Below are 25,186 nucleotides of genomic sequence, written 5' to 3'. Positions count from 1 at the left end.
TCATGTTTGCGCCGGTCTACCTCGACCACAACGCCAGCACGCCGCTGCTCGACCCGGTGCGCGAGGCGATGCTGCCCTGGCTGGGCGTGCGCTTCGGCAATGCGTCGAGCCGTCACGAGTACGGCCGCGCAGCCCGCCGTGCGATTGACGACGCACGGGCGCAGGTGGCGGCCGCCGTGAAGGCGCATCCGACCGAGGTGGTATTCACCAGCGGGGGGTCGGAAGCGAACAACCTGTTCATCAAGGGCGCGGCCGCCCGGATGAAGCCAGGCGTGATTGCGGTGTCGGCGATCGAGCATCCGTGCGTGCGCGAACCGGCGCGCCAGCTCGTGCGCAGTGGCTGGGAGCTGGCCGGCATCGCTGCCGACACGCAGGGCAGGGTACTGGTCGATACGCTCGACCCGCGTGCGGCGCTGGTGTCGGTGATGGCGGCGAACAACGAAACTGGCGTGCTCCAGGACATTCCTGCCTTCGCGGCCGCGGCCAAGCGCAGTGGTGCCTGGCTGCACAGCGACGCCGTACAGGCGCTCGGCAAGGTGGAACTGGATTTCCGCGCACTGGGCGTGGCGGCGATGACGCTGTCGGCGCACAAGATCGGCGGCCCGCAGGGGGCCGGTGCGCTGGTGCTGGACAAGCGGGTCGATATCGAACCGCTGATTGCCGGTGGTGGCCATGAGCGCGGTCTGCGCTCGGGCACCGAGAACATTGCGGCCATCGTCGGTTTCGGCGTGGCCTGCGAACAGGCGGTTGCCGCGCTTGGCGTCCGGCGTGACGCGATGCAGGCGCAGCGTGCGCGCATCGAAAGCTGCGTGGCAGCACTCGGTGGCGTCGTGTTCGGTGCGCAGGCCGTTCGCCTGCCCAACACCTGCTATTTCGCGCTGACTGGCATCGACGGCGAAACCCTGGTCGGCAAGCTCGACCGCGCCGGTTTTGCGGTGGCCAGCGGGGCGGCCTGTTCCAGCGCCTCACCCGAACCGTCGCGCACGCTGACGGCGATGGGCGTTGAGGCGGACCTGGCACGCGGCGCGGTGCGGGTGAGCGTTGGTGCGGCGACGACGATGCAGGACGTGGATGATTTTTGCAGCGCGCTGGTGCGGGTCGCGGACGAGCTCCGTGGTCTGCGGGCGATGGCTGCGGCGTGATGAAGTAAACAAGGACCTGATGGAGCCGATGACATGCTGAAATTCCCGATCTACCTCGACTACTCGGCAACCACGCCGGTGGATCCGCGCGTGGCGGCCAAGATGATTCCCTGGCTGACTGAACACTTCGGCAACCCGGCCTCGCGCAGCCACGCCTACGGCTGGGAGGCGGAAGCGGCGGTCGAGGAAGCGCGCGAGCAGGTGGCCAAGCTGGTCAATGCCGACCCCAAGGAGATCGTCTGGACTTCGGGCGCGACCGAGTCGAACAACCTCGCCATCAAGGGCGCGGCTCATTTCTACTCGGGCAAGGGCAAGCACATCATCACGATGCGCACCGAACACAAGGCGGTGCTCGACACCTTCCGCGAGCTTGAACGCGAAGGCTTCGAGGCGACCTATCTCGATCCGCAGGACAACGGTCTGGTCGATCTCGACGTGTTCCGCGCAGCGCTGCGTCCGGACACGGTGCTGGTGTCCATCATGTTCGTGAACAATGAGATTGGCGTCATCCAGCCGATCGCCGAGATCGGCGAAATCTGTCGCGAGAAGGGCATCATCTTCCACGTCGACGCCGCACAGGCGACCGGCAAGGTGGCGATCGACCTCGACAAGCTCAAGGTCGACCTGATGAGCTTCTCGGCGCACAAGACCTACGGCCCGAAGGGCATCGGCGCGCTGTATGTGCGCCGCAAGCCGCGCATCCGTCTCGAAGCGCAGATGCACGGCGGTGGTCACGAACGCGGCCTGCGTTCGGGCACGCTGGCGACGCACCAGATCGTCGGCATGGGCGAGGCCTTCCGCATCGCGCGCGAGGAAATGGGCGCCGAGAACGAGCGCGTGCGCATGCTGCGCGACCGTCTGCTCAAGGGCCTGCAGGACATCGAGGCGACCTATGTGAACGGCGACCTGGAAGCGCGCGTGCCGCACAACCTGAACATCAGCTTCGCCTACGTCGAGGGCGAGTCGCTGATCATGGCGATCAAGGAAGTGGCGGTGTCTTCCGGCTCGGCCTGTACCTCTGCCAGCCTGGAGCCGTCCTATGTGCTGCGCGCCCTCGGTCGCGAAGACGAACTGGCGCACAGCTCGATCCGCTTCTCGATCGGCCGCTTCACCACCGAAGAGGAAGTCGACTTCACCATCGATCTGCTCCACCGCAAGATCGGCAAGCTGCGCGAGCTGTCGCCGCTGTGGGAAATGGTGCAGGACGGCGTGGATCTGAATACCGTGCAGTGGGCTCATCACTGAGCACAGACCACTGACGATGCGCCATCGGGCGCATCGGGGACAGACAGGAAGACAAGGAGAAAGACATGGCCTATAGCGACAAACTGCTCGACCACTACGAGAACCCCCGCAACGTCGGCTCTTTCGGCAAGGAAGACGACGACGTCGGCACCGGCATGGTCGGTGCGCCGGCCTGCGGCGACGTGATGAAGCTGCAGATCAAGGTCGGTGCGGACGGCATCATCGAGGACGCCAAGTTCAAGACCTACGGCTGCGGCTCGGCCATCGCGTCGAGTTCGCTGGTGACCGAATGGGTCAAGGGCAAGACGCTCGACCAGGCGATGGAGATCAAGAACACCGCCATCGCCGAGGAACTGGCGCTGCCGCCGGTGAAGATCCACTGCTCCATCCTCGCCGAAGACGCGATCAAGGCGGCGGTCGAGGATTACCGCAAGAAGCACGGCGCAGTGGCGCCGGAGTCCGACGCAGCCTGAAGGAGCACGACATGGGTGTCACACTGAGCGAAAAGGCGGCGAAACACGTCGCCAACTACATCGCCAAGCGCGGTCGCGGCGTCGGCCTGCGCCTGGGCGTGCGCACCAGCGGGTGTTCCGGTATGGCTTACAAGCTTGAATTCGCGGACGATCTCGCGGCGGACGATCTGGTGTTCGAGAGCCATGGCGTCAAGGTGCTGATCGACCCGAAAAGCCTGCCCTACCTCGAAGGGACCGAACTGGACTTCGTGCGCGAAGGCCTGAACGAGGGGTTCAAGTTCAACAACCCCAACGTCAAGGACGAGTGCGGCTGCGGCGAAAGCTTCAATGTCTGAGTCCGCCGGCCTGCTGCCCGAAGCCGACCTGTTCAGCCGCGACCACTTCGCGCTGTTCGGTCTGCAGCGCCGCTTCGAGATCGACGAACGCGCGCTCGAGTCGCGTTACCACGAGCTGCAGTCGGCGGCGCACCCTGACCGCCACGCGCACCGTGCGGAACAGGAGCGCCGGCTGTCGATGCAGTGGGCCACGCGCATTAACGAAGGTTACCGGCTGCTGCGATCGTCGCTGTCGCGGGCGCGCTACCTGCTCGAGCTGGAAGGCATCGACGTCGGTGCCGAGAACAATACGGCCATGCCGGCCGACTTCCTGATGCAGCAGATGGAATGGCGCGAGGCGCTGGACGAGGCGCGCGACGCGCGCGACGTCGATGCGCTGGACGCACTGGCGCGCAACCTCCGTCAGGCGCGCCGCGATGCCGAAACGCTGCTGGCCCGCCAGCTAGATGTCGACCACGACAAGGCTGCGGCGGCCGCCACCGTGCGTCGCATGATGTTCATCGCGAAGCTCGGCGAGGACATCGCCGAGGCACACGAAACACTGGAAAACTGATGGCCCTGTTGCAGATCGCCGAACCCGGCGAATCCACCGCGCCGCACCAGCACCGGCTGGCTGTGGGCATAGACCTGGGCACCACGAATTCACTGGTCGCCACCGTGCGTAACAGCGTGCCGGTGGTGCTGAACGACGACAAGGGCCGCGCGCTGCTGCCGTCGGTCGTGCGCTATTTTGCCGACGGTCGCACCGTCGTTGGTCATGCCGCGCAGGCGGCGCAGGCGCAGGACCCGCGCAACACCATCGCTTCGGTCAAGCGCTTCATGGGGCGCGGTCTGGCCGACGTCGCGCACGTCGAATCCATGCCCTATGTGTTCGAGGACGCGCCGGGCATGGTGCGCCTGCGTACCGCGCAGGGCGCGAAAAGCCCGGTCGAGGTATCGGCCGACATCCTGCGTACGCTGCGCGAGCGTGCCGAAGCCAGTCTGGGCGGTCCGCTGACGGGCGCCGTCATCACCGTGCCCGCCTATTTCGACGACGCCCAGCGCCAGGCGACCAAGGATGCCGCCCGCGTGGCCGGTCTTGAAGTGCTGCGCCTGCTGAACGAACCGACCGCGGCCGCCATCGCCTACGGGCTCGATAACGCTTCCGAGGGCATCTATGCGGTTTATGACCTCGGTGGCGGCACCTTCGACATATCGATCCTGAAGCTGTCGCGCGGCGTGTTCGAAGTGCTGGCGACCAGCGGCGACGCCGCGCTCGGCGGTGACGATTTCGACCATCGCGTTTATTGCTGGCTGATCGAAGCTTCGCGCATCGGCCCGCCGGGGCTGGAGGACATGCGCACGCTGTACATGGAAGCGCGTCGTGCCAAGGAAGTGCTCAGCGCGCAGGACTCCGTGCATATCGGTCTCAAACTGTCGGGAGGCGATGAGATCGACGTCACGCTGACGCGCGACGCCTTCGCCGACATGACGAAGAAGCTGGTCGAGAAGACGCTGGCACCGACCCGCAAAGCCTTGCGCGACGCGGGCCTGTCGCCGGAAGAGGTCAAGGGCGTCGTGATGGTCGGCGGCGCCACCCGCATGCCGCACGTGCAGCGCGCGGTCGGTGAGTTCTTCGGTCAGGAGCCGCTGACCAATCTCGACCCGGACAAGGTGGTCGCCATCGGTGCCGCCATCCAGGCCAATGTGCTCGCGGGCAACCGCAGCGCCGACGAGGACTGGCTGCTGCTTGACGTGATCCCGCTGTCGCTCGGGCTGGAAACGATGGGCGGGCTGGTCGAGAAGATCATTCCGCGCAATTCGACGATTCCGACCGCGCGCGCGCAGGAATTCACCACCTTCAAGGATGGCCAGACGGCGATGGCCATCCACGTCGTGCAGGGCGAACGCGAGCGCGTGTCCGACTGCCGTTCGCTGGCCCGCTTCGAACTGCGCGGCGTTCCGCCCATGGTGGCCGGTGCGGCGCGCATACGCGTGAGCTTCCAGGTCGATGCCGACGGGCTGCTCAGCGTGTCTGCGCGCGAGATGGGCACCGGCATTGAGGCGCGCATCGAGGTCAAGCCCAGCTATGGTCTGGGCGACGACGAAGTCACCCGCATGCTGCGCGAGGGCTTCGAGCACGCGCAGGAAGACATGAGTGCGCGTGCGTTGGCCGAACAGCGCGTCGAGGCGCAGCGCCTGGGCGAGGCGACGCGCGCTGCGCTGGCCGCCGACGGCGATCTGCTCGATCCGGCCGAACGCGCCGCGATCGACGCGGTATTGGTCGACCTGGCGAACGCCGCCGCTGGCGAGGACACCTCCGCCATCAAGAAGGCGATCGACGCCCTGGGCCGCGGCACCGACGAGTTCGCCGCGCGTCGCATGAACCGCAGCATCCAGCGTGCGCTGGCCGGCCGCAGCGTCGAATCACTGTAAGCAACCGAATTCCGAGACCCGCATGACCCAGATCGTTGTTCTGCCCCACGTCGAACTGTGCCCCGACGGCGCTGTGATCGAAGCCGCCCCCGGCACCACCATCTGCGACGCGCTGCTCGCCAACGGCGTCGAGATCGAGCACGCCTGCGAAAAGTCCTGCGCATGCACCACCTGTCACGTCATCGTGCGCGAGGGCTTCAGCAGCCTGGAAGCGGCCGAGGAACTGGAAGAGGATCTGCTCGACAAGGCCTGGGGCCTGGAGCCGAACTCGCGCCTGTCCTGTCAGGCCGCGGTGGCCGGCACGCCGCTGGTGGTCGAGATTCCGAAATACACCATCAACATGGTCAGCGAAGGAAAGAGGTAACAGCGATGAAATGGACCGATTCACGCGAGATCGCGATTGCGCTGACCGAGGCGCGGCCCGACGTCGATCCGCAGTACGTGCGCTTCACCGACCTGATGGAGTGGGTGATGGCGCTGCCCGGTTTCGACGACGAACAGAGCCGCTGCGGCGAAAAGATTCTGGAAGCCATCCAGCTCGCCTGGATAGACGAAGCGGATTGATGCATCGCTGAGCGTTGCAAGGGGAGCGGGAAGGGCGGAAAAGAGGGCGCCGCGTCGCCGGCAACTGCCCTGGTCAGCGCGCCGCGGTGTTCAAGGGCCGCCGCTTTTCCGGTAAACTGCGCATTTCCCGCTGCAGCGCAATACATGACCAAGTACGTATTCGTCACCGGTGGCGTGGTGTCCTCGCTCGGCAAGGGCATTGCAGCCGCCTCGCTGGGCGCGATTCTCGAATCGCGCTCCATCCGTGTCACCCACCTCAAGCTCGACCCCTACATCAACGTCGATCCGGGCACGATGAGCCCGTTTCAGCACGGTGAGGTCTTCGTCACCGAAGACGGGGCGGAAACCGATCTCGATCTCGGCCATTACGAGCGCTTCACTAGCGCCAAGATGGGCAAGCGCAACAACTTCACCACCGGCCAGATCTACGAGTCGGTGATCAAGAAGGAGCGCCGCGGCGAGTATCTGGGCAAGACGGTGCAGGTCATCCCGCACATCACCGACGAGATCAAGGCCTATGTGAAGCGCGGCGCCGAAGGCGCCGACGTGGCCATCGTCGAGGTCGGCGGTACGGTGGGCGACATCGAGTCGCTGCCCTTCCTCGAAGCGATCCGCCAGATGGGTATCGAAGAGGGCCGCGGCAACACCTGCTTCATGCACCTGACGCTGGTGCCCTACATCGCCACCGCCGGCGAACTGAAGACCAAGCCGACCCAGCACTCGGTCAAGGAACTGCGCGAGATCGGCATCCAGCCGGACATCCTGCTGTGCCGCTCGGACCGCGTGGTGCCGGACGACGAGCGGCGCAAGATCGCGCTGTTCACCAATGTGCTGCCGGAAGCCGTTATTTCGGTCACCGACGCCGACAGCATCTACAAGATCCCGGCCATGCTGCACAACCAGATGCTGGACGAGATCGTCTGTCACAAGCTGAACATCCTGGCCCGCGCTGCCGACCTGAGCGCGTGGACGCGCCTGATCGACGCGCTGGAGCATCCGGAGCGCGACGTGGACATCGCCTTCGTCGGCAAGTATGTCGACCTGACCGAGTCCTACAAGTCGCTGTCGGAAGCGCTGGTGCATGCCGGCATCCACACCCGCTCGCGCATCAACATCCACTACATCGACTCGGAAGCGATCGAGCGCGCCAGCGATGGCGGCCGCGCGCTGCTCGACCCGATGGACGCCATCCTGGTGCCCGGCGGTTTTGGTCGCCGCGGCGTCGAGGGCAAGATCGCCGCCATCCGCTATGCGCGCGAGAACGGTGTGCCTTACCTGGGCATCTGCCTGGGCATGCAGCTGGCAGTGGTCGAGTACGCCCGCAATGTGGCCGGCCTGACCGGTGCGCACAGCACCGAATTCGAGCGCAACGCGCCGCACCCGGTGATCGGCCTGATTACCGAGTGGATGAGCGCTGAAGGCAAGCTCGAGCGTCGCGACGAGTCGTCGGACATCGGCGGCACGATGCGTCTGGGCGGCCAGAACTGCAACCTCGCCGAGGGCAGCCTGGCGCGCGATATCTACGGCGCGGCCACAATCGTCGAGCGCCACCGTCACCGCTACGAGGTCAATAACCAGTACCTCGCCCAGCTCGAAAAGGTGGGCCTGCGCGTGTCCGGTCGTTCGCAGGACGCGACCGATCCGCTGTGCGAAATGATCGAGCTGCCGGACCACCCGTGGTTCGTCGCCTGCCAGTTCCACCCCGAATTCACCTCGACGCCGCGCGCCGGCCATCCGCTGTTTTCCGCCTTCGCCCGCGCGGCCATCGCCCGCCAGGACGCTCGCGGTGCGGTCAAGCGGTCCGTGCGCAAGGTGACGGGCTAAGGAGATCGCCATGAAACTGTGCGGATTCGACGTCGGCCTCGACAAGCCCTTCTTCCTCATTGCCGGCCCCTGCGTGATCGAGTCGCGCGAAATGGCTTTCGATACCGCCGGCAAGCTGAAGGAGATCACTGCCCGTCTGGGCATTCCCTTCATCTACAAGTCGTCCTTCGACAAGGCCAACCGCAGCTCGGGCAAGAGCTATCGCGGCCCGGGCATGCAAAAGGGACTGGAAATCCTGGCTGACGTGAAGCGCGAGCTGAACGTGCCGGTGCTGACCGACGTGCACACCGCGGAAGAAGCGCCCATCGTCGCGCAGTACGTCGATGTGCTGCAGACGCCGGCCTTCCTGTGCCGCCAGACCGACTTCATCCACGCCTGCGCCGCCACCGGCAAGCCGGTGAACATCAAGAAGGGCCAGTTCATGGCGCCGGGGGACATGAAGAACGTGGTCGACAAGGCGAAGGAAGCGAATGGCGGCGCCGACACCATCATGGTGTGCGAGCGCGGCGCCTCCTTCGGCTACAACAACCTCGTGTCCGACATGCGTTCGCTGGCCATCATGCGCAACACCGACTGCCCGGTCGTGTTCGACGCGACGCATTCGGTGCAGCTGCCGGGCGGGCAGGGCAGCACTTCGGGGGGGCAGCGCGAGTTCGTGCCGGTGCTGGCGCGCGCCGCCGTAGCCGTGGGTATCGCCGGCCTGTTCATGGAAACCCACCCGAATCCCGAGAAGGCGATGTCGGACGGCCCCAATGCCTGGCCGCTGCCGATGATGGAAGCGCTGCTGACCCAGCTGCGCGACCTCGACGCCGTCACGAAGAAGCACGGATTCCTCGAATCCGCCTTCGCCTGATGGTGCGGGACACGATCAAAATTCGAATTCAATAAATTTACTGAGGACCTGGAGCGACCATGAGTGCAATCGTCGATGTCGTCGCGCGCGAGATACTGGATTCGCGCGGCAATCCCACCGTTGAAGCGGACGTGCTGCTCGAATCGGGCATCATGGGCCGTGCGGCCGTGCCGTCCGGCGCCTCGACCGGTTCGCGCGAAGCCATCGAGCTGCGCGACGGTGACAAGGACCGCTATCTCGGCAAGGGCGTGCTGGCCGCGGTCGAGAACGTCAATACGGAAATTTCCGAAGCCATCATCGGCCTCGACGCCGAAGAGCAGGCCTTCATCGACAAGACCCTGATCGAGCTCGACGGCACCGAAAACAAGTCGCGTCTCGGCGCCAACGCCACGCTGGCGGTGTCGATGGCGGTGGCCAAGGCGGCGGCCGAAGAAGCCGGTCTGCCGCTGTACCGCTACTTCGGCGGCTCGGGTGGCATGGCCATGCCGGTGCCGATGATGAACGTGATCAACGGTGGTGCGCACGCCAACAACAGCCTGGATTTCCAGGAATGCATGATCATGCCGGTCGGCGTGACCAGCTTCCGCGAAGCGCTGCGCATGGGCGCCGAAGTGTTCCACGCGCTGAAGAAGCTCACCGACAAGAAGGGCTACCCGACCACGGTCGGTGACGAAGGCGGTTTCGCACCCAACGTCGGCAGCGCCGAAGAAGCACTGAACATGATTCTCGACGCCGCCTCGGCCGCCGGCTACGAGCCGGGCCGCGACGTGGTGCTGGCGCTGGACTGCGCCGCCTCCGAGTTCTACAAGGACGGCAAGTACCACCTCGAAGGTGCCGGCCTGACGATGGAATCGGCACAGCTGGTCGACTACCTCGCCACGCTGGCCGACAAGTTCCCCATCGTCAGCATCGAAGACGGCATGGCGGAAAACGACTGGGACGGCTGGAAGCTGCTGACCGAGCGCCTGGGCAGCCGCGTGCAGATCGTCGGCGACGACCTGTTCGTCACCAACACCAAGATCCTGAAGGAAGGCATTGCCCGCGGCATCGCCAACTCCATCCTGATCAAGATCAACCAGATCGGCACGCTGACCGAAACCTTCGCCGCTGTCGAAATGGCCAAGCGCGCGAGCTACACCGCGGTCATTTCGCACCGCTCGGGCGAAACCGAGGACAGCACCATCGCTGACATCGCGGTCGGCCTGAATGCGATGCAGATCAAGACCGGTTCGCTCAGCCGCTCCGACCGCATTGCCAAGTACAACCAGTTGCTGCGCATCGAAGAAGACCTCGGCGATACCGCGTGGTACCCGGGCGCCTCGGCGTTCTACAACCTGCGCAAGTAAGCGGGCAGGTCGGCGATCATGGTCCGCCACTGGCCGTCCTTGTTGCTGGTGGCGCTGATCGCCGCGCTGCAGTACCCGCTCTGGCTCGGCAAGGGCGGGTGGCTGCAGGCATGGGAAGCCGAGCGTGCGCTGGAAGCGCAGCGCGCGCTCAACAGCCGGCTCGAAGCGCGCAACGTCGCGCTGGAAGCGGATGTGAAAGACCTCAAGACCGGTTTTGACGCCGTCGAAGAGCGTGCACGCATCGAACTGGGCCTGGTCAAGCCTGGCGAAGTGTTCGTGCAGGTGCCGCGCAGCAAGCCCTGACCATCGTCAGGCGGATTTCGTCGTTTTTCCGGATGTTCAGACGTCGCGACGCAGCGTGCGCAGCCCGCTGATGCGCGACGCGAACCAGCCGTTGTCCAGTGCGTCGGTGCGTACGTACTTGCCGCGCGTGCTCGGCGCGTGGATGAAGCGTCCTTCGCCGGCGTAGATGCCCATATGCGAGTGCGGCTTGCCGCTGGTGTTGAAGAACACCAGGTCGCCCGGCTGCAGAGACGCGCGATCGACCGGTCGCGCCAGGCGGGCGATCTGCGCCGCGTTGTGCGGCAGGCGGATGCCGGCCACCTGCTCGAATATCCAGCTCACCATGCCGCTGCAGTCCAGCCCGCTGTCCGGGTTGCGACCGCCGAAGCGATACTGGTTGCCGATCAGTCCGAGCGCATAGATCACCGCGTCCTGCGCGTGGGCGTCGTCGGCCAGTTGCAGCGCCGTCGTCGGTGCCGTCGGCGGTGTCTGTACGACAGGCGGCTGCGGTGTGGCCGGCGCATCGGGCGCTGGCGCCGGCAGTGTGCCGCAGCCCGCCAGCAGCAGCGCTGCGGTGAGCGTGAGTGCTTGCTTACTTGCGGTCAATCTCGATCTGTCCGCTGATGTTCACGCTGACGCGCGACTCGCCGGCCTCGACCGGCATGTCGGCCATCGCCGCTTCGGCCATCGCCACCTTGCTGCGCATCAGCGGGCGCGGCGGCGGCATGCCGGAGGTGTTGTTCACATTCATGTGCAGCACGCGCCAGTTGCCGCCGAGCGACGCGGCGACGATCTTCGCGCGTGCGTTGAAGGCGGCGATGGCGTCGCCGATGGCGGCGTTCTCCGCTTCGCGCGCGGTGTCCTCGCTCGGTTCCAGCGTCAGCTGGCCGACTGCCAGCTGTGATTGCAGCTTGCCCAGCAGTTCGGACAGCGCCGCCTGGTCCTTCGATTCCAGCAACAGTTCCGAGCGCATGCGCCAGCTTTCGATGGTGCGGCCGTTCTTACTGTAGACCGGATAGGTCGAGGTGTTGCCGCTGCGCACCTTCACGCTGGAATAGGGCTTGGTCGTGGCGAGGGCGGCCTGCATCGCTGCATTCACCTTCTTCGCGAGCGGGCCGGGTGTGGTGTCGCCCAGTTCGATGTAGGCCTGGGCGCGCGCGAGATCGTTCTGGGCGAGGCGGGACGCTTCGGCGTTCAGGTCGACCACGATGCCTTCGCGCCGCGCGGCAGACGGTTCGGCCGCATTCGCGCCGGACACGCAGGCTGCAAGCAGCAGCCACAGGGGGTATTTCATTTGTGCTCCCGCAATCGTCATGACGACGGGAGTATAGCGGCCGGGGATTTCAGCGGCGACGGTGGATGTCCCGCTCTTCGTCGGCCTTGATGCGCACCGGCACGCGGGCGTGCTCCTCGCCCATCGCCGACAGCAGTGCGACGCCGAGCAGCGCCAGATAGGTCAGCACCGCCATCACCGTGGTTTCGCCGCTGGCGGCCAGCATGACGGCCGGCAGCACGTGGGCGCCGGTGAAGAAGAAGTGGGTGCGCTGGGTCATTGCGGTCTCCCGATGTCGGTGGTTCACCGGGATAACGACCGCCTGCGCGCCGGGCTGAAGGGTACGTCAGTCCTCAAGGTCATCAGACCCGGGGGACGGCCTGCAGACTGTCACGGTACAGGCGCGATTTCTCGACGTAGCCGGCGGCGCTGCGCATCAGCCCTTCGACCTCTTCGTCGGTGAGCTGGCGCACCACGCGGCCGGGCGAACCGAGGACCAGGGAACGGTCAGGGATGACGCGGCCCTCCGGAATCAGCGCATTGGCGCCGATCAGGCAGTTGCGGCCGATCACCACGCGGTTGAGGATGACGGCGTGGATGCCGACCAGCGAGCCGTCGCCGACGGTGCAGCCGTGCAGCATCGCGTGGTGGCCGATGGTGACGTCGCTGCCTATGGTCAGTGGCACGCCGTCGTCGATGTGCAGCACCGCGCCATCCTGTACATTCGAGCGCTCGCCGATCGAAATGTGGTCGTTGTCGGCGCGGATGACCGCACCGAACCACACGCTGGTGTCCGCCTTCAGTTCGGCGTCGCCGATGATGCTCGCGCTGGGTGCGATCCAGGTGCTGGAATGGACGACAGGTGTCTTGCCGTCGAGGGCGTACAGACTCATGCGGACTCCCGGCTGCCGCGACCGTCGGTCGGGCGAATTATTGTGCAATGCAACCAGGGTCGCGATTGTACGCGCATGCCTTGGTACCGGCGCAAGCGGCAGGCCGCGGGAACGCTTGTTCCGACATGGGAAAGGATAGCGATGAACGAAGCACTGGGCCGTTCGCTGGCCGATTTCGAAGCAGGGCGCATCGACATGGATGCGCTGATCGCAACCTGGCGTCGCCATGGTGTGGACGATGCGACGCTACCGGCCAAGTGGCGCGAAGTACTCGACGGCCTGCTGATGCGGCTCGAATCGGCGCGGCTGTTTTCGGGAGAAAGCTGTTCGTTCAGCCAGGGCGAACTGCTGGCAACGATGCGCGAATGGCTGAACCGGGTGCAGGCGCAGATCCAGGCGCAGCAGTAAGGGCGCGGACGGGTGATCGAGTGTGAGAGAATGAGAAACATTCCACTATTTCTCATGCGCTGACACGCCCCAGCCAACGCCAGGCCACGGGTCGGCGTGCGGAAGCTGCATCGTTCCGTACCGCCCGTGTTCGAATCCCATTACAGAGAACTGCTGAAGTTTCTGGCGCAGAAAGTTGCCAGCCGAGAAGACGCCGCGGATCTGGCTCAGGAGAGCTATGTGCGGGTGCTCACCATGGCGCGCGGTGGCAAGGCCATCGCCGACCCGCGCGCGCTGCTCTACCGTATTGCACGCAATCTGCTGGTCGACCGGCACCGCGCCGTTCGCGTGCGCGATCACGATGCACTCGACGCGCTGGCCGAAGCCGACCTGCCACCGGCACCGCAGCAGGACGAACCGGAACAGCTGTGCGCGGCCACCCAGGCCGCCCGTGCCTATGTGCGCACCATCGAGTCGCTGTCGCCGCGCACGCGCGAGGCTTTCGTCATGCATCTTTACGACGGCCTCCCTCAATCCGAGATCGCGCGCCGCATGGGCATTTCACGCAGCATGGTCGAGAAGCACATCGTGCGCGGGCTGATGGCCTGCCGCGCCTGCCGCAGTGCACTGCACAACGACGCGGGTCATCCAGACGGGCAGGACAAGGAATGAGCGCCGGACATGACATGTCACGGGAGCGCTCCCGGACTGCCGAGGATGCCTGTACGGATGCGGCCGCCCTTGAGGCGGCACGCTGGGTGGTGCGCCGGCGCGAACACGGGCCGGCAGTCGACGCCGCCCATCGCGCCTGGCTTGCCGAACACCCGGATCATCGCGCCGCTTGGCGGCAGATCGAGGCGACGCACGCCGATCTGCTCGCCTTGCCGGACGAGGTGGTGCGTGCGTTCCGGCGTCCGCCGTCGGCAGCGACGCCCGCGCCTGTGCGGCGTCGCCTTGTCGCATACGGGCCGCTGCTGGCCGGATTGTGCGCGGTACTCATGTTGGTGGCCGGGCTGAAACTGCTGTTGCCATTGTCGGCGCCCTCGGTGTTCGAACAGCGTTTCGCGACCACGCGTGGCCTGGTTACGTCGGTGGCGCTGCCCGACGGCAGCGTGCTCGATCTCGATACAGCCACCGGCGTGCAGGTCCGCTTTGACAATGCCGCACGCGAGGTCCGGCTGGACGAAGGGCAGCTCCGCCTCGACGTGCAACAGGATGCTGCACGGCCGTTGCGCGTGATTGCGGGGGACGTGCAAGTGACGGTGACCGGCACGCGTTTTTCGGTGCGCCACACCCGCACTGGCCTTGATGCCGGCGCCACGCGGATCATGGTCGAGCACGGCAGCGTGCTCGTCGAGCGGACGACCATGCCCGTGACCGCGCCCTTGCGGCTGGCTGCAGGCGACACCGTGCTGATCGAGCAGGGTCGCTGGCCCGACGCCATCGATCGGCTCGTATCGGCGGATGCGGCCTGGCGGGAGGGGCGCCTTAATTTCGTCGCCACGCCGATTGCCGCGGCGCTCGCTGAATTCGAACGCTACGGACCCACCGGGCTGGTGGTGGAGGATGCGGACGTGGCGGCACTGCGCATCGACGGCAGCTTCCGCGTGCAGCGTCTGGCCGATTTCCGGCGTGCGCTGGTGGAGGCGCTGCCGCTCAAGGTGGTGACGCGTGGCCCGACCCAGGTGCTGGTGGCGGACGGAGCGCGCGATCACTGAGATGCCGGACACCGCACCTGCATCCGTGTTTCGGCCGATGTCGCCATAGCGACTCCAATTGCGAACAAGAATTTTTCTTATTGAGGTGTGGATGTGAGCGACTGATCCGTCTTCTTCGATAGAGACCTTCTTTCATCTATCGAACACACGGAGCATCCACATCATGTCGTTGCTGTATCCGGCCCCGGCCATCCTGTCCTTCGCGCTGGCCCTGTCCGCTGCTGTCCCGTCCCTGGCCGCTGCCGAAGCGCCGGCCTCCCTCGATTTCCACATTCCGGCGCAGGCGCTCGGCCCGGCGCTGAATGCGCTGGCTGCACAGGCCGATCTGCAGTTGATGGTCGACTCCAGCCTGGTGAGCGGAAAGCGTGCGCCGGCGGTGAGCGGACGACTCACCCCGCAGCAGGCGCTGGACCGGATCCTTGCCGGCAGTGGCCTGGCGGCCGTGGTGCGCGGTCGCGCCGTCGTTGTGCAGCCGGCGCGGACCGACGAATCAGCTGTGCCGACCTTGCCCAGCGTGGCGGTCAATGCTGCATCCGTGGGGGAGACTGCGCTGGGGCCGGTCGATGGCTATGTGGCGCGGCGCAGCCTGACTGCGACCAAGACCGATGTTCCGCTGCAGGAGGTGCCGCAGTCGGTATCGGTGGTGACGCGCGAGCAGATGGAAACGCAGAACGCACAGACCTTGGTGCAGGCCCTGCAATACACGCCTGGCGTGCACGGCCTGACGGGCGACGCCAACAGCACGACCAGCGACGGCATGCAGATGCGCGGATTCAACGTGACCGGTTCGGCGCCCATGTACCTGAATGGAGCCAAGCTGTCGCGCAATGTGTTCGCCGGGGTGGCCGAGCCCTACGGGCTGGAACGCATTGAAGTGCTGCGCGGACCGGCATCCGTGCTGTATGGCTCGACCGCGCCGGGCGGTGTGGTGAACATGGTGAGCAAGCTGCCGGCGGCTGACATGGTGCGGGAAATCCAGCTGCGCACGGATACCTACGGGCGGGCCCAGGTGGCCGCCGACCTCGGGGGAGCCATCGACGAGGGCAGCGAATGGACCTATCGGCTGACCGGCCTGAGCCGGCGCAGCGACACCATGATCGATCACGTCGATGACGATCGCGATTTCCTGTCCGGGGCCCTGACCTGGCGGCCGGATACGGATACTTCGCTCACCCTGCTCGCGAACTGGCAGCACAACGACACCACCTATGTCTATGGCCTGCCGCGCGAAGGCGTGCTCACGAAGACGGCGAGCGGACGCATTTCACGCAGCCGCTTCGTCGGCGAACCGGGCTTTAACGGGTTCGACAGCCGCAACCACATGCTGGGCTATCTGCTGAGCCATCGCATCAACGAACAGATCGAACTGCGCCAGAACTTCATCTACTTCGATTCCGAGAGCCGCTACGGCGACATCTGGATCGGCGCGCTCGACGTGGCTCAGCGCACAGTGAGCCGGGGCGCCTATCACCGGACCGACCAGAACCGCAGCTGGAGTCTGGACAACCAGGTACAGATCAAGGGCCGTATCGGTGACACTGAACACACGGTGGTGGCCGGCGTCGATTTCACGAAGGCACGCTTCGAACGCCTGCAGTACAACGGCACGGTGGCGGCGCTCGACCTGTATGCGCCGGTGTACGGCGCTCCGGTCACGATGTCGACGAATGCCGCGATCGACAACGAAGAGCACACGCGCCAGACCGGCTTCTACCTGCAGGACCACATCAAGTTCGACCAGCGCTGGGTGCTGCTGCTGGGGGGCCGTTACGACCGCGTCGACGGCTATCTGCGCAATCACCTCAACAGCGTGCGCACCGATAGTTACGACGACAGTGCGCTGACCGGACGCGCCGGTCTGGTCTATCTGTTCGACAACGGCGTGGCGCCTTACCTGAGCTATTCGGAATCGTTCGAGCCGACCAATGGCCAGGACGTGAGCGGGCGCTCGTTCGAGCCGACCAAGGGCGAACAGTACGAGATCGGCGTGAAGGTGGCGCCGCCCGGCACACGCACCAGCTTCACCGCGGCCGTCTATGACCTGACACGGCGAAATGTCACCACCAGCGACCTGGCGAATCCCGGCTTCAGCATCCAGCAGGGCGAGGTGCGTTCGCGCGGTCTGGAACTGGAGGCGCGCGCCCACCTGAACCGGCAGTTGAGCGTCATCGCTGCCTACACCTACACGGACGCGGAAATCACCCGCAGCAACACCGGCAACGAGGGCGAACGGCCGGGCGGCGTGCCGCGCCACATGGCCTCGCTGTGGGCCGACTACCGCTTCGGCGAGCGCATGCCGGGACTCGGTGTGGGCGCGGGCATGCGCTATTTCGGAGATACCGAGAACAACGCCAATACCTATGTGGTGCCCTCCTATACGGTGACCGACGCGCGGATCGACTACCGGCTCGACCGTCACTGGCAGCTCGCGATGAATGTCGAGAACCTGTTCGACAAGCGCTACGCGGTGTGCACCTATGCCTGCTTCTACGGGCAGGAACGGCGCGCCACCGTGACAGCGGCCTACCGCTGGTGAGCGCGATGAACCGCCGGTGGTGGGTGTTGCTGCATCGCTGGGCCGGCCTGCTCATGGCCGGCTTCCTGGTGGTGGCCGGCCTGACCGGCGCCATCATTTCCTGGGATCACGAACTGGACGAATGGCTGAACCCGCATCTGCTCGAAGCGCAGGGGACGGGGGCCGTACGCGATCCCCTGCAACTCGCCGCGGACATCGAAGCCCGTCATCCGACAGTGCAGGTGACCTATGTCCCGCTGGTGTCGGAAGCCGGCCACAGCTGGGGCTTCGGTGTGGCGCCGCGCGTCGATCGGGCGCACGGCCGGTTGCACGAACCGGGCTTCAACCAGGTGTTCGTCCATCCTTCGTCCGGCGAAGAGCTGGGGCGGCGCGAGTGGGGCGCCGTATGGCCACTGTCGCGCGAGAACGTGGTGTCCTTCCTCTACAAGCTGCATTACAGCCTGCACGTGCCGGCGATGTGGGGCAGCAACCGGTGGGGCATCTGGCTCATGGGCGTCATCGCACTCATCTGGACGCTGGACTGTTTTACCGGTGCCTACCTCACGCTGCCGGCGCGTCAGCGCGCAACGGCAGCGCTAGCCGGGAGCACGCGGCGCAGCTTCTGGCAGCGCTGGCGGCCGGCATGGACGGTGCGTCCGGGCGGCGGTAGCTACCGTCTGAATTTCGACCTGCATCGTGCGGGCAGCCTGTGGACCTGGGGACTGCTGTTCATCGTGGCTTTCACGGCATTTTCGCTGAACCTGTACCGCGAGGTGTTCCTGCCGGTCATGTCCCGCGTGTCCGACGTGACGCCCACACCGTTCCAGCAACGCACGCCGGCGCCGCTGCTGGAACCGGTCGCGCCGGCAATCGGATTCGCGCAGGCGATCGCTGCCGGGCGCACCGAAGCGGTGGCGGCCGGCTGGTCGCATGCGCCGGGAAGCGTGTCGTACAACCGCATGTACGGCATCTACACCGTGTCCTTCTTCCAGCCGGAAGACGGACATGGTGTGGGCGGCGCAGGGCATCCGCGCGTCTGGGTCGATGGCCTGACCGGCGAGGCGCTGGGTCACATGGTTCCGTGGACAGGCACCGCGGCCGATCTTTTCGTGCACGCGCAGTTCCCGCTGCATTCCGGCCGCATCCTGGGGCTGCCCGGTCGCATCGCGATTTCCGCGCTCGGACTGGTGGTGGCAGGGCTGTCGATGACGGGCGTGTACGTGTGGTGGTACAAGCGGCGCGGCCGGGTGGCGAAGGAGCGGGCAGGGCAGAGTGCGATGGTGCCGGCGAAGTGTGCGGTGCGTCCGGGGCGGCACTGAGACGGGAAAGAAAAAAGGGCGCCCGCAGGCGCCCCTGAAGATGCGGAGCAGGCGGGTCAGAGCTTGCTCTTCACAACCTCGACAACACGGTCCGCCTCGGCCACCCACTTGGCCAGCAGGGCGTCGGTTTCGGCACGGCGCGAAGCGGCGAAATCGGCGTCCTTGATGCTGGGCACGTTGATGTCGACGTTCAGTGCGGCCGAACGCAGCGCGGCGACGGCGGCCAGAGCGGCCACACCGGCGTCCGATACGACGTTCTTGTTGCCCTTCTCGGCGGCGACCAGCGACAGCGCGATCACGTCGGCGCAGGCGCGGGCGCAGGCCAGCGGTGCGTCGGTCGCCTTCTTCAGACCGTCCTGGATCGCGGCCGAACGGGCGGCCTTCTGCTCGTCGGTGTCCTTCGGCAGACCGTAAGCGGCCATCAGGCCGTCGAAAGCTTCGACGTCGGCGCGGATGAAGTCGGTCAGCTGGGCGCGCAGCGCTTCCGCCTTGGCCAGCAGATCCTTCATTTCGCCTTCGACTTCGACGTAGGCTTTCTTGCCGATGGTCAGGTTGCACACCATGCTGACCAGCGCCGCGCCCATGCCGCCCATGATGGCCGCGGCACTGCCGCCGCCCGGGGTCGGCGCGCTGGAGGCGAGCTCGTCGAGGAAGGTGGTGACCGGCTTGTCCTTGATCATCGTCATGGCTCAGCCCACCATGGTTTTCGCCATCGCGTAGATTTCCGACGCGTCGAGCGAAATGTCGTTGCTTTCGAACAGCTTGCCGACGCAGGCGCGCTGCAGCGCGATCTTCAGCGCGCCGAAGCCGATGGCGCCGAACACGATCTTGCCGTGCTTGACCACGCCCTTGTCCATCATGTCGATGCCTTCGATGCCCAGCGGCGGCGTCGCGTTGGCGTCGGCAATCATTTCCAGCGTCGGGTTGTCTTTCCAGTGACGCTCTTCCAGCAGCTGGATGCCGCCGGCGCCGGTGGCGATGACCACGTTCGCGCCTTCGATGGCGCGGGCGCGGGCGTCGTTGTCAGCCGCTTCGGCAACCGACACGTCGAGATTGAAGTTGGCCTTGAGCTGCTTGGCCGCTTCTTCGGCGGTGGCGATCTTGCGCGACACCAGCGTCACCGTGGCGCCCTCGCTGGCCAGCATCACGGCAGCGCGCGTGCCCACCGGGCCTGTGCCGCCGAGGATGACCGCCTTCTTGCCCTTGAGCGAACCGCTGTGCGCCAGCCAGGCAACGCAGGCTGCCGCAGTGGTGTTGGAGCCGTTCGAATCCAGCATCACCGACACGCGGAAGTTCGAGAAGAACTTCTTCTTGACCGCCTTGAACAGCGTCTCGCCTTCGGCCATGTTGCTGCCGCCGATGAAGATGGCGGTGTTCTTCTTGTCCTTCGGTGCGCGGGTGAAGATCGCACCGTCGACCATGGCGCCGACGTTGTGCGGATGCACGCCGCCGTAACCGATCACGTGGTCCGCGCCGCCGTCGTGGCACACGACGCTGTCGAACACCGACGGATGTTCATCGGTATCGAATTGGTAAAGCAGTTTTTTCATTGTGATGTCTCGGAGGTCTGAAAGGGGGTAGGCCGCCGGCCGCACAGCCGGCGTGCTCTGATCAGGTCACGGTATTGACGGGGCTGCCCTTGACGTAGGCTTCGACGTTGTCGATCAGCTGGTCGGCCAGGAACTGCATCGCGCCGTCCGAGGCCCAGGCCACGTGCGGCGTCAGGATGAAGTTGGGCAGGCGCAGGTCGAGCAGCGGGTTGCCTTCCTTCGGCGGTTCCTTGGTCAGCACGTCGAAACCGGCGCCGCCGATGATGCCTTCCTTCAGCGCGGTCACCAGGTCTTCCTCGTGCACCAGGCCGCCGCGGGCGGTGTTGATCAGGATGGCGCTGCGCTTCATCTTCTTGAACTGCTCCATGCTGAACATGTTGCGGCTTTCCGGCGTCAGCGGGCAGTGCAGGGAGATGATGTCGGACTGAGCCAGCACTTCCTCGACCGGCGTGAATTCCACGCCCGGTGCCTTCGGGCCCGGGTGGTCGGCGAACAGCACCTTCATGCCGAAGCCGCGGGCGATCTTGGCCGTACCCTGACCGAGCACGCCTTCACCGAAGATGCCGATGGTGCTGTCGAAGAGATCGTAGATCGGGTGGTCGAAGAAGCAGAACTGGTCCACTTCCTGCCAGCGGCCGCGCTCGACGTCCTGGCGGTAGGCGATGATGCTGCGGCGCAGGGCCAGGATCAGCGCGAACGCGTGTTCCGGCACGGTGTGCACCGCGTAGTTGCGGATGTTGGACACGACGATGCCGCGCTCGCGGCAGGCCGGCACGTCGATCACGTCGTAGCCGGTGGCGGCCACGCCGATCATCTTCAGATTCGGCAGCTGGGCCAGCACGTCGCCGCGCAGCGGCACCTTGTTGGTGATGGCGACGGTGGCGTCCTTCAGGCGTTCGACGATCTGGTCCGGGGCGGTGGTGTCGTACTCGGCCCAGGTGTGGTCGAAGGACGGACGACGGACATTGGCCTTCAGCGTGGAGCGGTCGAGAAACACAACGTGGTGCGACATGTCTCTTCCTTCTGTTCTATGGATGTAAAAGGCCGGGCGAACCCGGCCGAGCAGCAGACACGCAGGCCCGCCGGAGCGGGCCGCCGCAATATTACTTCGCCTGCGGAGCGTTCGTGCGCCAGTAGGTCGAGGCAGCCGCCACGCCCGAACCCGGGGTGACGTTGATGCCGTTGTCCAGCATCGACATTTCGGCACCGGCGATCGCGCTCATCAGCGACAGCGCGTTCAGGTCGCCGAGGTGACCGATGCGGAACACCTTGCCGGCAACCTTCGACAGGCCAGCGCCCAGCGACAGGTTGTACTTGTTGTACGCATTGCTGATCACCTTGGCGGCGTCGAAACCTTCCGGCACCAGAATGGCGCTGACGGTGTTCGAGTACCACTCCGGTGCCTTGGCGCACAGGTTCAGCTTCCAGCCTTCCTGGACGGCGGCGCGGACACCGTTGGCCAGGTATTCGTGGCGGGCGAAGATGTTCTCCAGGCCTTCCTCGAAAATGGTGTTCAGCGCTTCACGCATGCCGTACAGCATCGGGATCGACGGCGTGTAGGGGAAGTAGCCGGTGGCGTTGTTGCGCATCATGTCGCCGATGTCGAAGTAGCAGCGACGTGAGGTCGCGGTTTCCATCGCCTTCAGCGCCTTCGGGCTCATGCCCAGGATGCCCATGCCGGCCGGCAGCATGAAGCCCTTCTGCGAACCGGACACCGTGCAGTCGACGCCCCACTCGTCCATGCGGAAGTCGATCGACACCAGCGACGACACGGTGTCGACCATCAGCAGCGCCGGGTGGTTGGCGTTGTTCATCGCCTTGCGCACCTTGGCGATGTCGCTCGACACACCGGTGGCGGTCTCGTTCTGGCAGGCCAGCACGGCCTTGATCTTGTGCTCCTTGTCGGCGCGCAGGATTTCTTCGTACTGGTCATAGGGCACGCCGGTGCCCCACTCGACGTCGAGCACCTGGACTTCGAAGCCCAGACGCTGCGCCATGTCGGCCCACAGGTGGCTGAACTGGCCGAAGCGCGAGCACAGCACCTTGTCGCCCGGCGACAGCGTGTTGGTCAGCGCCGCTTCCCACATGCCGGTACCGGATGCCGGGAAGGTGAAGATGGTGCCTTCGGTCGTCTTGAACACCTTCTTCAGGTCGGCCAGCACCGACAGCGCCAGTTCCGGGAACTTGGGCGAGCGGTGGTCTTCCTGCGGCACGACCATGGCGCGCAGGATGCGCTCCGGCGTGTTGGTGGGACCAGGCACGTAAAGATGGTTACGACCGGCGATTCGAGACATGGCGAAACTCCTGTAATTGCTTTGAAAGGTGTCGGGGTGGCTGACCGCTTGTTTTATTTGTTGCGGCCGTAGACCGGGAACGCGTCGCACAGCTTGGTGACGTCGGCGACCACGCGTGCGATCACGGCGTCGTCGTTCGGTGCGTCCAGCACGTCCACGATCAGATTTGCAACTTGCTTCGCCTCGGCTTCCTTAAAGCCGCGGGTCGTCATGGCAGGGCTGCCGATTCGAATGCCACTGGTCACGAACGGCTTTTGCGGGTCGTTCGGGATGGCATTCTTATTGACCGTGATGTGTGCACGGCCCAGCGCTGCTTCTGCGTCCTTGCCAGTGATGTTTTTGGCACGCAGATCGACGAGGAACAGGTGGGACTGGGTGCGGCCCGAAACGATGCGCACGCCACGCTCGACGAGCGTTTCGGCCATCACCTGGGCGTTCTTCAGCACCTGTTGCTGGTAAGTCTTGAATTCCGGGGTCGCGGCTTCCTTGAAGGCGACGGCCTTGGCCGCGATGACGTGCATCAGCGGACCGCCCTGGATACCCGGGAAAATCATCGAATTCAGCGGCTTCTCAAACTCTGCCTTGGCCATGATCACGCCACCGCGCGGGCCGCGCAGCGTCTTGTGCGTGGTCGAGGTGACGAAGTCGGCGATGCCGATCGGGCTCGGGTACAGGCCGGCAGCGACCAGGCCGGAGTAGTGGGCCATGTCGACCAGCAGGTAGGCGCCGACCGAATCAGCGATCTCGCGGAAGCGCTTGAAATCGATGTGCAGGGCGTAGGCGGACGCACCGGCCACGATCATCTTCGGCTTGTGTTCCTTGGCCAGCGCTTCGACCTGTGCGTAGTCGATCGCTTCGGTTTCCGGATCCAGGCCGTAAGCCACACCCTTGTAGATCTTGCCGGAGAAGTTCACCGACGAACCGTGCGTCAGGTGACCGCCGTGGGCCAGCGACATGCCGAGGATGGTGTCGCCCGGCTGCAGCATCGCCATATAGACACCAGCGTTGGCCTGCGAACCCGAATGCGGCTGCACGTTGGCGTATTCGGCGCCGAACAGTGCCTTGAGGCGATCGATCGCCAGCTGTTCCGCGACGTCAACATGCTCACAGCCACCGTAGTAACGCTTGCCCGGATAACCTTCGGCGTACTTGTTCGTCAGTACGGAGCCTTGGGCTTCCATGACCGCCGGGCTGGCGTAGTTTTCCGACGCGATCAGCTCGATGTGGTGTTCCTGACGGGCGTACTCCGCTTCCATGGCGGCCCACAGTTCGGGGTCGGAATGGGCGATGGTCTGTTTCGGGTCAAACATTCGGATTACCTTTCTGAGTGAGCTTTCGGCCCGCGTCCTCTGCAGGCCTTATGAAGTAATACAAGGCAAGCAGACTATATCTGATGGATCAAGGGCCTCGTATCGGACTTTCTTATTGCCGTGATAAGTATAAGTGAAGCTTAATTGAAAAGACCTCATCCATAATTCTTTACAACGAATCCGGTGTTCGACCCTGTGCGGGCACCTCGCGGTTCAGCGATGAACCACCACTCTCTTCCACACGACAGAAGGTGAAGCATGGACATTCACGAGTACCAAGCGAAAGAGCTTTTGGCGGGCTTCGGCGTGCCGGTGCCGCGCGGCAGCGTGGCCTACAGCCCCGACCAGGCCGTCTATACGGCGACGGAACTGGGCGGCTGGCACTGGGCGGTGAAGGCCCAGGTGCACTCCGGAGCCCGCGGCAAGGCTGGCGGCATCAAGCTGTGCAAGACCTACCATGAGGTCGATGCCGCCGCCCGCGAACTGCTGGGCAAGCGCCTGGTGACCATCCAGACCGGCCCGGAAGGCAAGCCCGTTCAGCGCGTCTACGTGGAAGTGGCCGAGCCGTTCGAGCGCGAACTCTATCTGGGCATCGTGCTGGACCGCAAAGCCGAGCGCGTTCGCGTCATCGCCTCTGCCGAAGGTGGGATGGAAATTGAAGAATTGGCACACAGTGCTCCGGAAAAGATCATGCAGGTCGTGGTCGAACCGGCGGTCGGCCTGCAGGCTTTCCAGGCCCGCCAGATCGCTTTCGGTCTGGGCCTGTCGATCAAGCAGGTGTCGCGTGCGGTGACCGCGATCATGGGCGCCTACCGCGCCTTCCGCGACCTCGACGCCACCATGGTCGAAATCAACCCGCTGGTCGTGACCAAGGACGACCGCGTACTGGCGCTGGACGCCAAGATGTCCTTCGACGACAACGCGATGTTCCGCCAGCGTGCCGTGGCCGACATGCGCGATCCGTCGCAGGAGGATCCGCGCGAAGTGCAGGCCGCCGAGCACAACCTGAACTACGTCGGCCTCGACGGTGACATCGGCTGCATCATCAATGGTGCCGGTCTGGCCATGGCCACGATGGACACCATCAAGTACGCCGGCGGCGCACCGGCCAACTTCCTCGACGTCGGCGGCGGCGCCTCGCCCGAGCGCGTGGCCAATTCCTTCCGCCTGGTGCTGTCGGACAAGAACGTGAAGGCCATCCTGGTGAACATTTTCGCCGGTATCAACCGCTGCGACTGGGTGGCCCAGGGCGTGGTTCAGGCCTGCAACGACATCGACATCACGGTGCCGCTGATCGTCCGTCTGGCCGGTACGAACGAGGAAGAAGGCCGTCGCATCATCCGCGAGAGCGGTCTGCCCATCATCAGCGCCGATTCGCTGACCGAAGCGGCCCAGAAGGCGGTCGATGCCGCCCGCGCCCACGCCGCCAGCTGAGCACAAGAGGATTT

27 protein-coding genes are annotated in these 25,186 nt (G+C 65.4%); 18 read left to right on the top strand and 9 right to left on the bottom strand.

Annotated elements, in window-relative coordinates; translation table 11 throughout:
- The first annotated feature begins 2 nt into the window (after positions 1-2).
- The 12 genes from AC51BJ_RS08500 to ftsB all read left to right on the top strand — a co-directional run bounded on the left by AC51BJ_RS08500 (position 3) and on the right by ftsB (position 10,500).
- Entirely contained in the window at positions 3-1,142 is a 1,140-nt protein-coding gene (locus tag AC51BJ_RS08500) for a cysteine desulfurase family protein (RefSeq protein WP_496279916.1), read from the top strand.
- Between the two features lie 33 nt (positions 1,143-1,175).
- Positions 1,176-2,387 (top strand): IscS subfamily cysteine desulfurase, encoded by a 1,212-nt coding sequence (locus tag AC51BJ_RS08495; RefSeq protein ID WP_020647614.1) that lies wholly within the window; start codon positions 1,176-1,178, stop codon positions 2,385-2,387.
- 65 nt (positions 2,388-2,452) lie between these two features.
- Positions 2,453-2,860 (top strand): Fe-S cluster assembly scaffold IscU, encoded by a 408-nt coding sequence (gene iscU, locus AC51BJ_RS08490; protein ID WP_019917723.1) that lies wholly within the window; start codon positions 2,453-2,455, stop codon positions 2,858-2,860.
- An 11-nt stretch (positions 2,861-2,871) separates the two neighbouring features.
- A complete protein-coding gene (gene iscA / locus AC51BJ_RS08485; protein WP_019917724.1) occupies positions 2,872-3,195 on the top strand; it encodes an iron-sulfur cluster assembly protein IscA in 324 nt (107 codons plus the stop codon).
- Positions 3,188-3,748: a Fe-S protein assembly co-chaperone HscB gene (hscB, locus tag AC51BJ_RS08480; protein ID WP_430434458.1), complete on the top strand. Its 561-nt coding sequence runs from the start codon at positions 3,188-3,190 to the stop codon at positions 3,746-3,748. The genes iscA and hscB overlap by 8 nt, the downstream gene beginning before the upstream one ends.
- On the top strand, positions 3,748-5,610 hold the full coding sequence (hscA, locus tag AC51BJ_RS08475) for a Fe-S protein assembly chaperone HscA (protein ID WP_496279915.1): 1,863 nt from the start codon (positions 3,748-3,750) through the stop codon (positions 5,608-5,610). Before hscB ends, hscA begins: the two co-directional genes overlap by 1 nt.
- Before the next feature lie 22 nt (positions 5,611-5,632).
- Positions 5,633-5,974 (top strand): ISC system 2Fe-2S type ferredoxin, encoded by a 342-nt coding sequence (gene fdx, locus AC51BJ_RS08470; RefSeq protein WP_496279914.1) that lies wholly within the window; start codon positions 5,633-5,635, stop codon positions 5,972-5,974.
- Between the two features lie 5 nt (positions 5,975-5,979).
- Entirely contained in the window at positions 5,980-6,174 is a 195-nt protein-coding gene (gene iscX / locus AC51BJ_RS08465; protein ID WP_019917730.1) for a Fe-S cluster assembly protein IscX, read from the top strand.
- A gap of 144 nt (positions 6,175-6,318) precedes the next feature.
- Entirely contained in the window at positions 6,319-7,998 is a 1,680-nt protein-coding gene (pyrG, locus tag AC51BJ_RS08460) for a CTP synthase (protein WP_020165116.1), read from the top strand.
- 10 nt (positions 7,999-8,008) lie between these two features.
- Complete coding sequence (gene kdsA / locus AC51BJ_RS08455) at positions 8,009-8,851, top strand: 3-deoxy-8-phosphooctulonate synthase (RefSeq protein WP_496279913.1); 843 nt, start codon at positions 8,009-8,011, stop codon at positions 8,849-8,851.
- A 59-nt stretch (positions 8,852-8,910) separates the two neighbouring features.
- Positions 8,911-10,197, top strand: coding sequence for a phosphopyruvate hydratase (gene eno, locus AC51BJ_RS08450; protein ID WP_496279912.1), 1,287 nt, complete (start codon positions 8,911-8,913; stop codon positions 10,195-10,197).
- 18 nt (positions 10,198-10,215) lie between these two features.
- The gene (ftsB, locus tag AC51BJ_RS08445; RefSeq protein WP_430434454.1) at positions 10,216-10,500 is read left to right on the top strand and encodes a cell division protein FtsB; all 285 of its coding nucleotides are present in this window, start codon (positions 10,216-10,218) and stop codon (positions 10,498-10,500) included.
- A gap of 36 nt (positions 10,501-10,536) precedes the next feature.
- Here the strand turns inward: ftsB and AC51BJ_RS08440 are convergent, their stop codons facing one another.
- From AC51BJ_RS08440 to AC51BJ_RS08425, 4 genes are all read right to left on the bottom strand, one after another.
- Positions 10,537-11,085 carry a C40 family peptidase gene (locus tag AC51BJ_RS08440; RefSeq protein ID WP_496279911.1) on the bottom strand — a complete coding sequence of 183 codons (549 nt, stop codon included), beginning with the start codon at positions 11,083-11,085 and terminating at the stop codon, positions 10,537-10,539.
- Positions 11,072-11,773, bottom strand: coding sequence for an SIMPL domain-containing protein (locus AC51BJ_RS08435; RefSeq protein ID WP_496279910.1), 702 nt, complete (start codon positions 11,771-11,773; stop codon positions 11,072-11,074). Before AC51BJ_RS08435 ends, AC51BJ_RS08440 begins: the two co-directional genes overlap by 14 nt.
- A 49-nt stretch (positions 11,774-11,822) precedes the next feature.
- On the bottom strand, positions 11,823-12,032 hold the full coding sequence (locus AC51BJ_RS08430; RefSeq protein ID WP_304004985.1) for a hypothetical protein: 210 nt from the start codon (positions 12,030-12,032) through the stop codon (positions 11,823-11,825).
- A gap of 82 nt (positions 12,033-12,114) precedes the next feature.
- Entirely contained in the window at positions 12,115-12,645 is a 531-nt protein-coding gene (locus AC51BJ_RS08425; protein ID WP_019917743.1) for a gamma carbonic anhydrase family protein, read from the bottom strand.
- 141 nt (positions 12,646-12,786) lie between these two features.
- On the opposite strand from AC51BJ_RS08425, the gene AC51BJ_RS08420 reads away from it, so the two are divergent.
- The 5 genes from AC51BJ_RS08420 (at position 12,787) to AC51BJ_RS08400 (ending at position 18,584) form a co-directional block, all read left to right on the top strand.
- On the top strand, positions 12,787-13,053 hold the full coding sequence (locus tag AC51BJ_RS08420) for a hypothetical protein (protein ID WP_019917745.1): 267 nt from the start codon (positions 12,787-12,789) through the stop codon (positions 13,051-13,053).
- A gap of 126 nt (positions 13,054-13,179) precedes the next feature.
- Entirely contained in the window at positions 13,180-13,704 is a 525-nt protein-coding gene (locus AC51BJ_RS08415) for a sigma-70 family RNA polymerase sigma factor (RefSeq protein WP_496279909.1), read from the top strand.
- On the top strand, positions 13,701-14,750 hold the full coding sequence (locus tag AC51BJ_RS08410) for a FecR family protein (protein ID WP_496279908.1): 1,050 nt from the start codon (positions 13,701-13,703) through the stop codon (positions 14,748-14,750). The genes AC51BJ_RS08415 and AC51BJ_RS08410 overlap by 4 nt, the downstream gene beginning before the upstream one ends.
- 163 nt (positions 14,751-14,913) lie before the next feature.
- A complete protein-coding gene (locus AC51BJ_RS08405; protein WP_496279907.1) occupies positions 14,914-17,286 on the top strand; it encodes a TonB-dependent siderophore receptor in 2,373 nt (790 codons plus the stop codon).
- Between the two features lie 5 nt (positions 17,287-17,291).
- Entirely contained in the window at positions 17,292-18,584 is a 1,293-nt protein-coding gene (locus AC51BJ_RS08400; protein WP_496279906.1) for a PepSY-associated TM helix domain-containing protein, read from the top strand.
- 56 nt (positions 18,585-18,640) lie between these two features.
- Here AC51BJ_RS08400 and fchA read toward each other — a convergent pair whose 3' ends face one another.
- From fchA to glyA, 5 genes are all read right to left on the bottom strand, one after another.
- Complete coding sequence (gene fchA / locus AC51BJ_RS08395) at positions 18,641-19,270, bottom strand: methenyltetrahydrofolate cyclohydrolase (RefSeq protein WP_019917751.1); 630 nt, start codon at positions 19,268-19,270, stop codon at positions 18,641-18,643.
- A 3-nt stretch (positions 19,271-19,273) separates the two neighbouring features.
- The gene (locus AC51BJ_RS08390) at positions 19,274-20,134 is read right to left on the bottom strand and encodes an NADP-dependent methylenetetrahydromethanopterin/methylenetetrahydrofolate dehydrogenase (protein ID WP_304008525.1); all 861 of its coding nucleotides are present in this window, start codon (positions 20,132-20,134) and stop codon (positions 19,274-19,276) included.
- A gap of 61 nt (positions 20,135-20,195) precedes the next feature.
- On the bottom strand, positions 20,196-21,146 hold the full coding sequence (locus AC51BJ_RS08385; protein WP_304004992.1) for a D-2-hydroxyacid dehydrogenase: 951 nt from the start codon (positions 21,144-21,146) through the stop codon (positions 20,196-20,198).
- 91 nt (positions 21,147-21,237) lie between these two features.
- Positions 21,238-22,428, bottom strand: a complete 1,191-nt coding sequence (locus AC51BJ_RS08380) for an aminotransferase class V-fold PLP-dependent enzyme (RefSeq protein ID WP_043363897.1) — start codon at positions 22,426-22,428, stop codon at positions 21,238-21,240.
- A gap of 53 nt (positions 22,429-22,481) precedes the next feature.
- Positions 22,482-23,738 (bottom strand): serine hydroxymethyltransferase, encoded by a 1,257-nt coding sequence (gene glyA / locus AC51BJ_RS08375; RefSeq protein WP_019917755.1) that lies wholly within the window; start codon positions 23,736-23,738, stop codon positions 22,482-22,484.
- Positions 23,739-23,996: 258 nt separating this feature from the next.
- On the opposite strand from glyA, the gene AC51BJ_RS08370 reads away from it, so the two are divergent.
- A complete protein-coding gene (locus tag AC51BJ_RS08370; RefSeq protein WP_019917756.1) occupies positions 23,997-25,172 on the top strand; it encodes a malate--CoA ligase subunit beta in 1,176 nt (391 codons plus the stop codon).
- Positions 25,173-25,186 lie beyond the last annotated feature (14 nt).

The sequence above is a fragment of the Methyloversatilis sp. S146-33 genome, from assembly GCF_059552495.1.
This window is presented reverse-complemented; position numbering and strand designations above follow the sequence as displayed.

What these genes read in the sequence shown, in the direction of transcription:
- AC51BJ_RS08500 (WP_496279916.1), top strand. Translation starts at nt 3, where the DNA reads ATGTTTGCGCCGGTCTACCTCGACCACAACGCCAGCACGCCGCTGCTC.
- AC51BJ_RS08495 (WP_020647614.1), top strand. Translation starts at nt 1,176, where the DNA reads ATGCTGAAATTCCCGATCTACCTCGACTACTCGGCAACCACGCCGGTG.
- iscU (WP_019917723.1), top strand. Translation starts at nt 2,453, where the DNA reads ATGGCCTATAGCGACAAACTGCTCGACCACTACGAGAACCCCCGCAAC.
- iscA (WP_019917724.1), top strand. Translation starts at nt 2,872, where the DNA reads ATGGGTGTCACACTGAGCGAAAAGGCGGCGAAACACGTCGCCAACTAC.
- hscB (WP_430434458.1), top strand. Translation starts at nt 3,188, where the DNA reads ATGTCTGAGTCCGCCGGCCTGCTGCCCGAAGCCGACCTGTTCAGCCGC.
- hscA (WP_496279915.1), top strand. Translation starts at nt 3,748, where the DNA reads ATGGCCCTGTTGCAGATCGCCGAACCCGGCGAATCCACCGCGCCGCAC.
- fdx (WP_496279914.1), top strand. Translation starts at nt 5,633, where the DNA reads ATGACCCAGATCGTTGTTCTGCCCCACGTCGAACTGTGCCCCGACGGC.
- iscX (WP_019917730.1), top strand. Translation starts at nt 5,980, where the DNA reads ATGAAATGGACCGATTCACGCGAGATCGCGATTGCGCTGACCGAGGCG.
- pyrG (WP_020165116.1), top strand. Translation starts at nt 6,319, where the DNA reads ATGACCAAGTACGTATTCGTCACCGGTGGCGTGGTGTCCTCGCTCGGC.
- kdsA (WP_496279913.1), top strand. Translation starts at nt 8,009, where the DNA reads ATGAAACTGTGCGGATTCGACGTCGGCCTCGACAAGCCCTTCTTCCTC.
- eno (WP_496279912.1), top strand. Translation starts at nt 8,911, where the DNA reads ATGAGTGCAATCGTCGATGTCGTCGCGCGCGAGATACTGGATTCGCGC.
- ftsB (WP_430434454.1), top strand. Translation starts at nt 10,216, where the DNA reads ATGGTCCGCCACTGGCCGTCCTTGTTGCTGGTGGCGCTGATCGCCGCG.
- AC51BJ_RS08435 (WP_496279910.1), bottom strand. Translation starts at nt 11,773, where the DNA reads ATGAAATACCCCCTGTGGCTGCTGCTTGCAGCCTGCGTGTCCGGCGCG.
- AC51BJ_RS08430 (WP_304004985.1), bottom strand. Translation starts at nt 12,032, where the DNA reads ATGACCCAGCGCACCCACTTCTTCTTCACCGGCGCCCACGTGCTGCCG.
- AC51BJ_RS08425 (WP_019917743.1), bottom strand. Translation starts at nt 12,645, where the DNA reads ATGAGTCTGTACGCCCTCGACGGCAAGACACCTGTCGTCCATTCCAGC.
- AC51BJ_RS08420 (WP_019917745.1), top strand. Translation starts at nt 12,787, where the DNA reads ATGAACGAAGCACTGGGCCGTTCGCTGGCCGATTTCGAAGCAGGGCGC.
- AC51BJ_RS08410 (WP_496279908.1), top strand. Translation starts at nt 13,701, where the DNA reads ATGAGCGCCGGACATGACATGTCACGGGAGCGCTCCCGGACTGCCGAG.
- AC51BJ_RS08405 (WP_496279907.1), top strand. Translation starts at nt 14,914, where the DNA reads ATGTCGTTGCTGTATCCGGCCCCGGCCATCCTGTCCTTCGCGCTGGCC.
- AC51BJ_RS08400 (WP_496279906.1), top strand. Translation starts at nt 17,292, where the DNA reads ATGAACCGCCGGTGGTGGGTGTTGCTGCATCGCTGGGCCGGCCTGCTC.
- fchA (WP_019917751.1), bottom strand. Translation starts at nt 19,270, where the DNA reads ATGACGATGATCAAGGACAAGCCGGTCACCACCTTCCTCGACGAGCTC.
- AC51BJ_RS08390 (WP_304008525.1), bottom strand. Translation starts at nt 20,134, where the DNA reads ATGAAAAAACTGCTTTACCAATTCGATACCGATGAACATCCGTCGGTG.
- AC51BJ_RS08385 (WP_304004992.1), bottom strand. Translation starts at nt 21,146, where the DNA reads ATGTCGCACCACGTTGTGTTTCTCGACCGCTCCACGCTGAAGGCCAAT.
- AC51BJ_RS08380 (WP_043363897.1), bottom strand. Translation starts at nt 22,428, where the DNA reads ATGTCTCGAATCGCCGGTCGTAACCATCTTTACGTGCCTGGTCCCACC.
- glyA (WP_019917755.1), bottom strand. Translation starts at nt 23,738, where the DNA reads ATGTTTGACCCGAAACAGACCATCGCCCATTCCGACCCCGAACTGTGG.
- AC51BJ_RS08370 (WP_019917756.1), top strand. Translation starts at nt 23,997, where the DNA reads ATGGACATTCACGAGTACCAAGCGAAAGAGCTTTTGGCGGGCTTCGGC.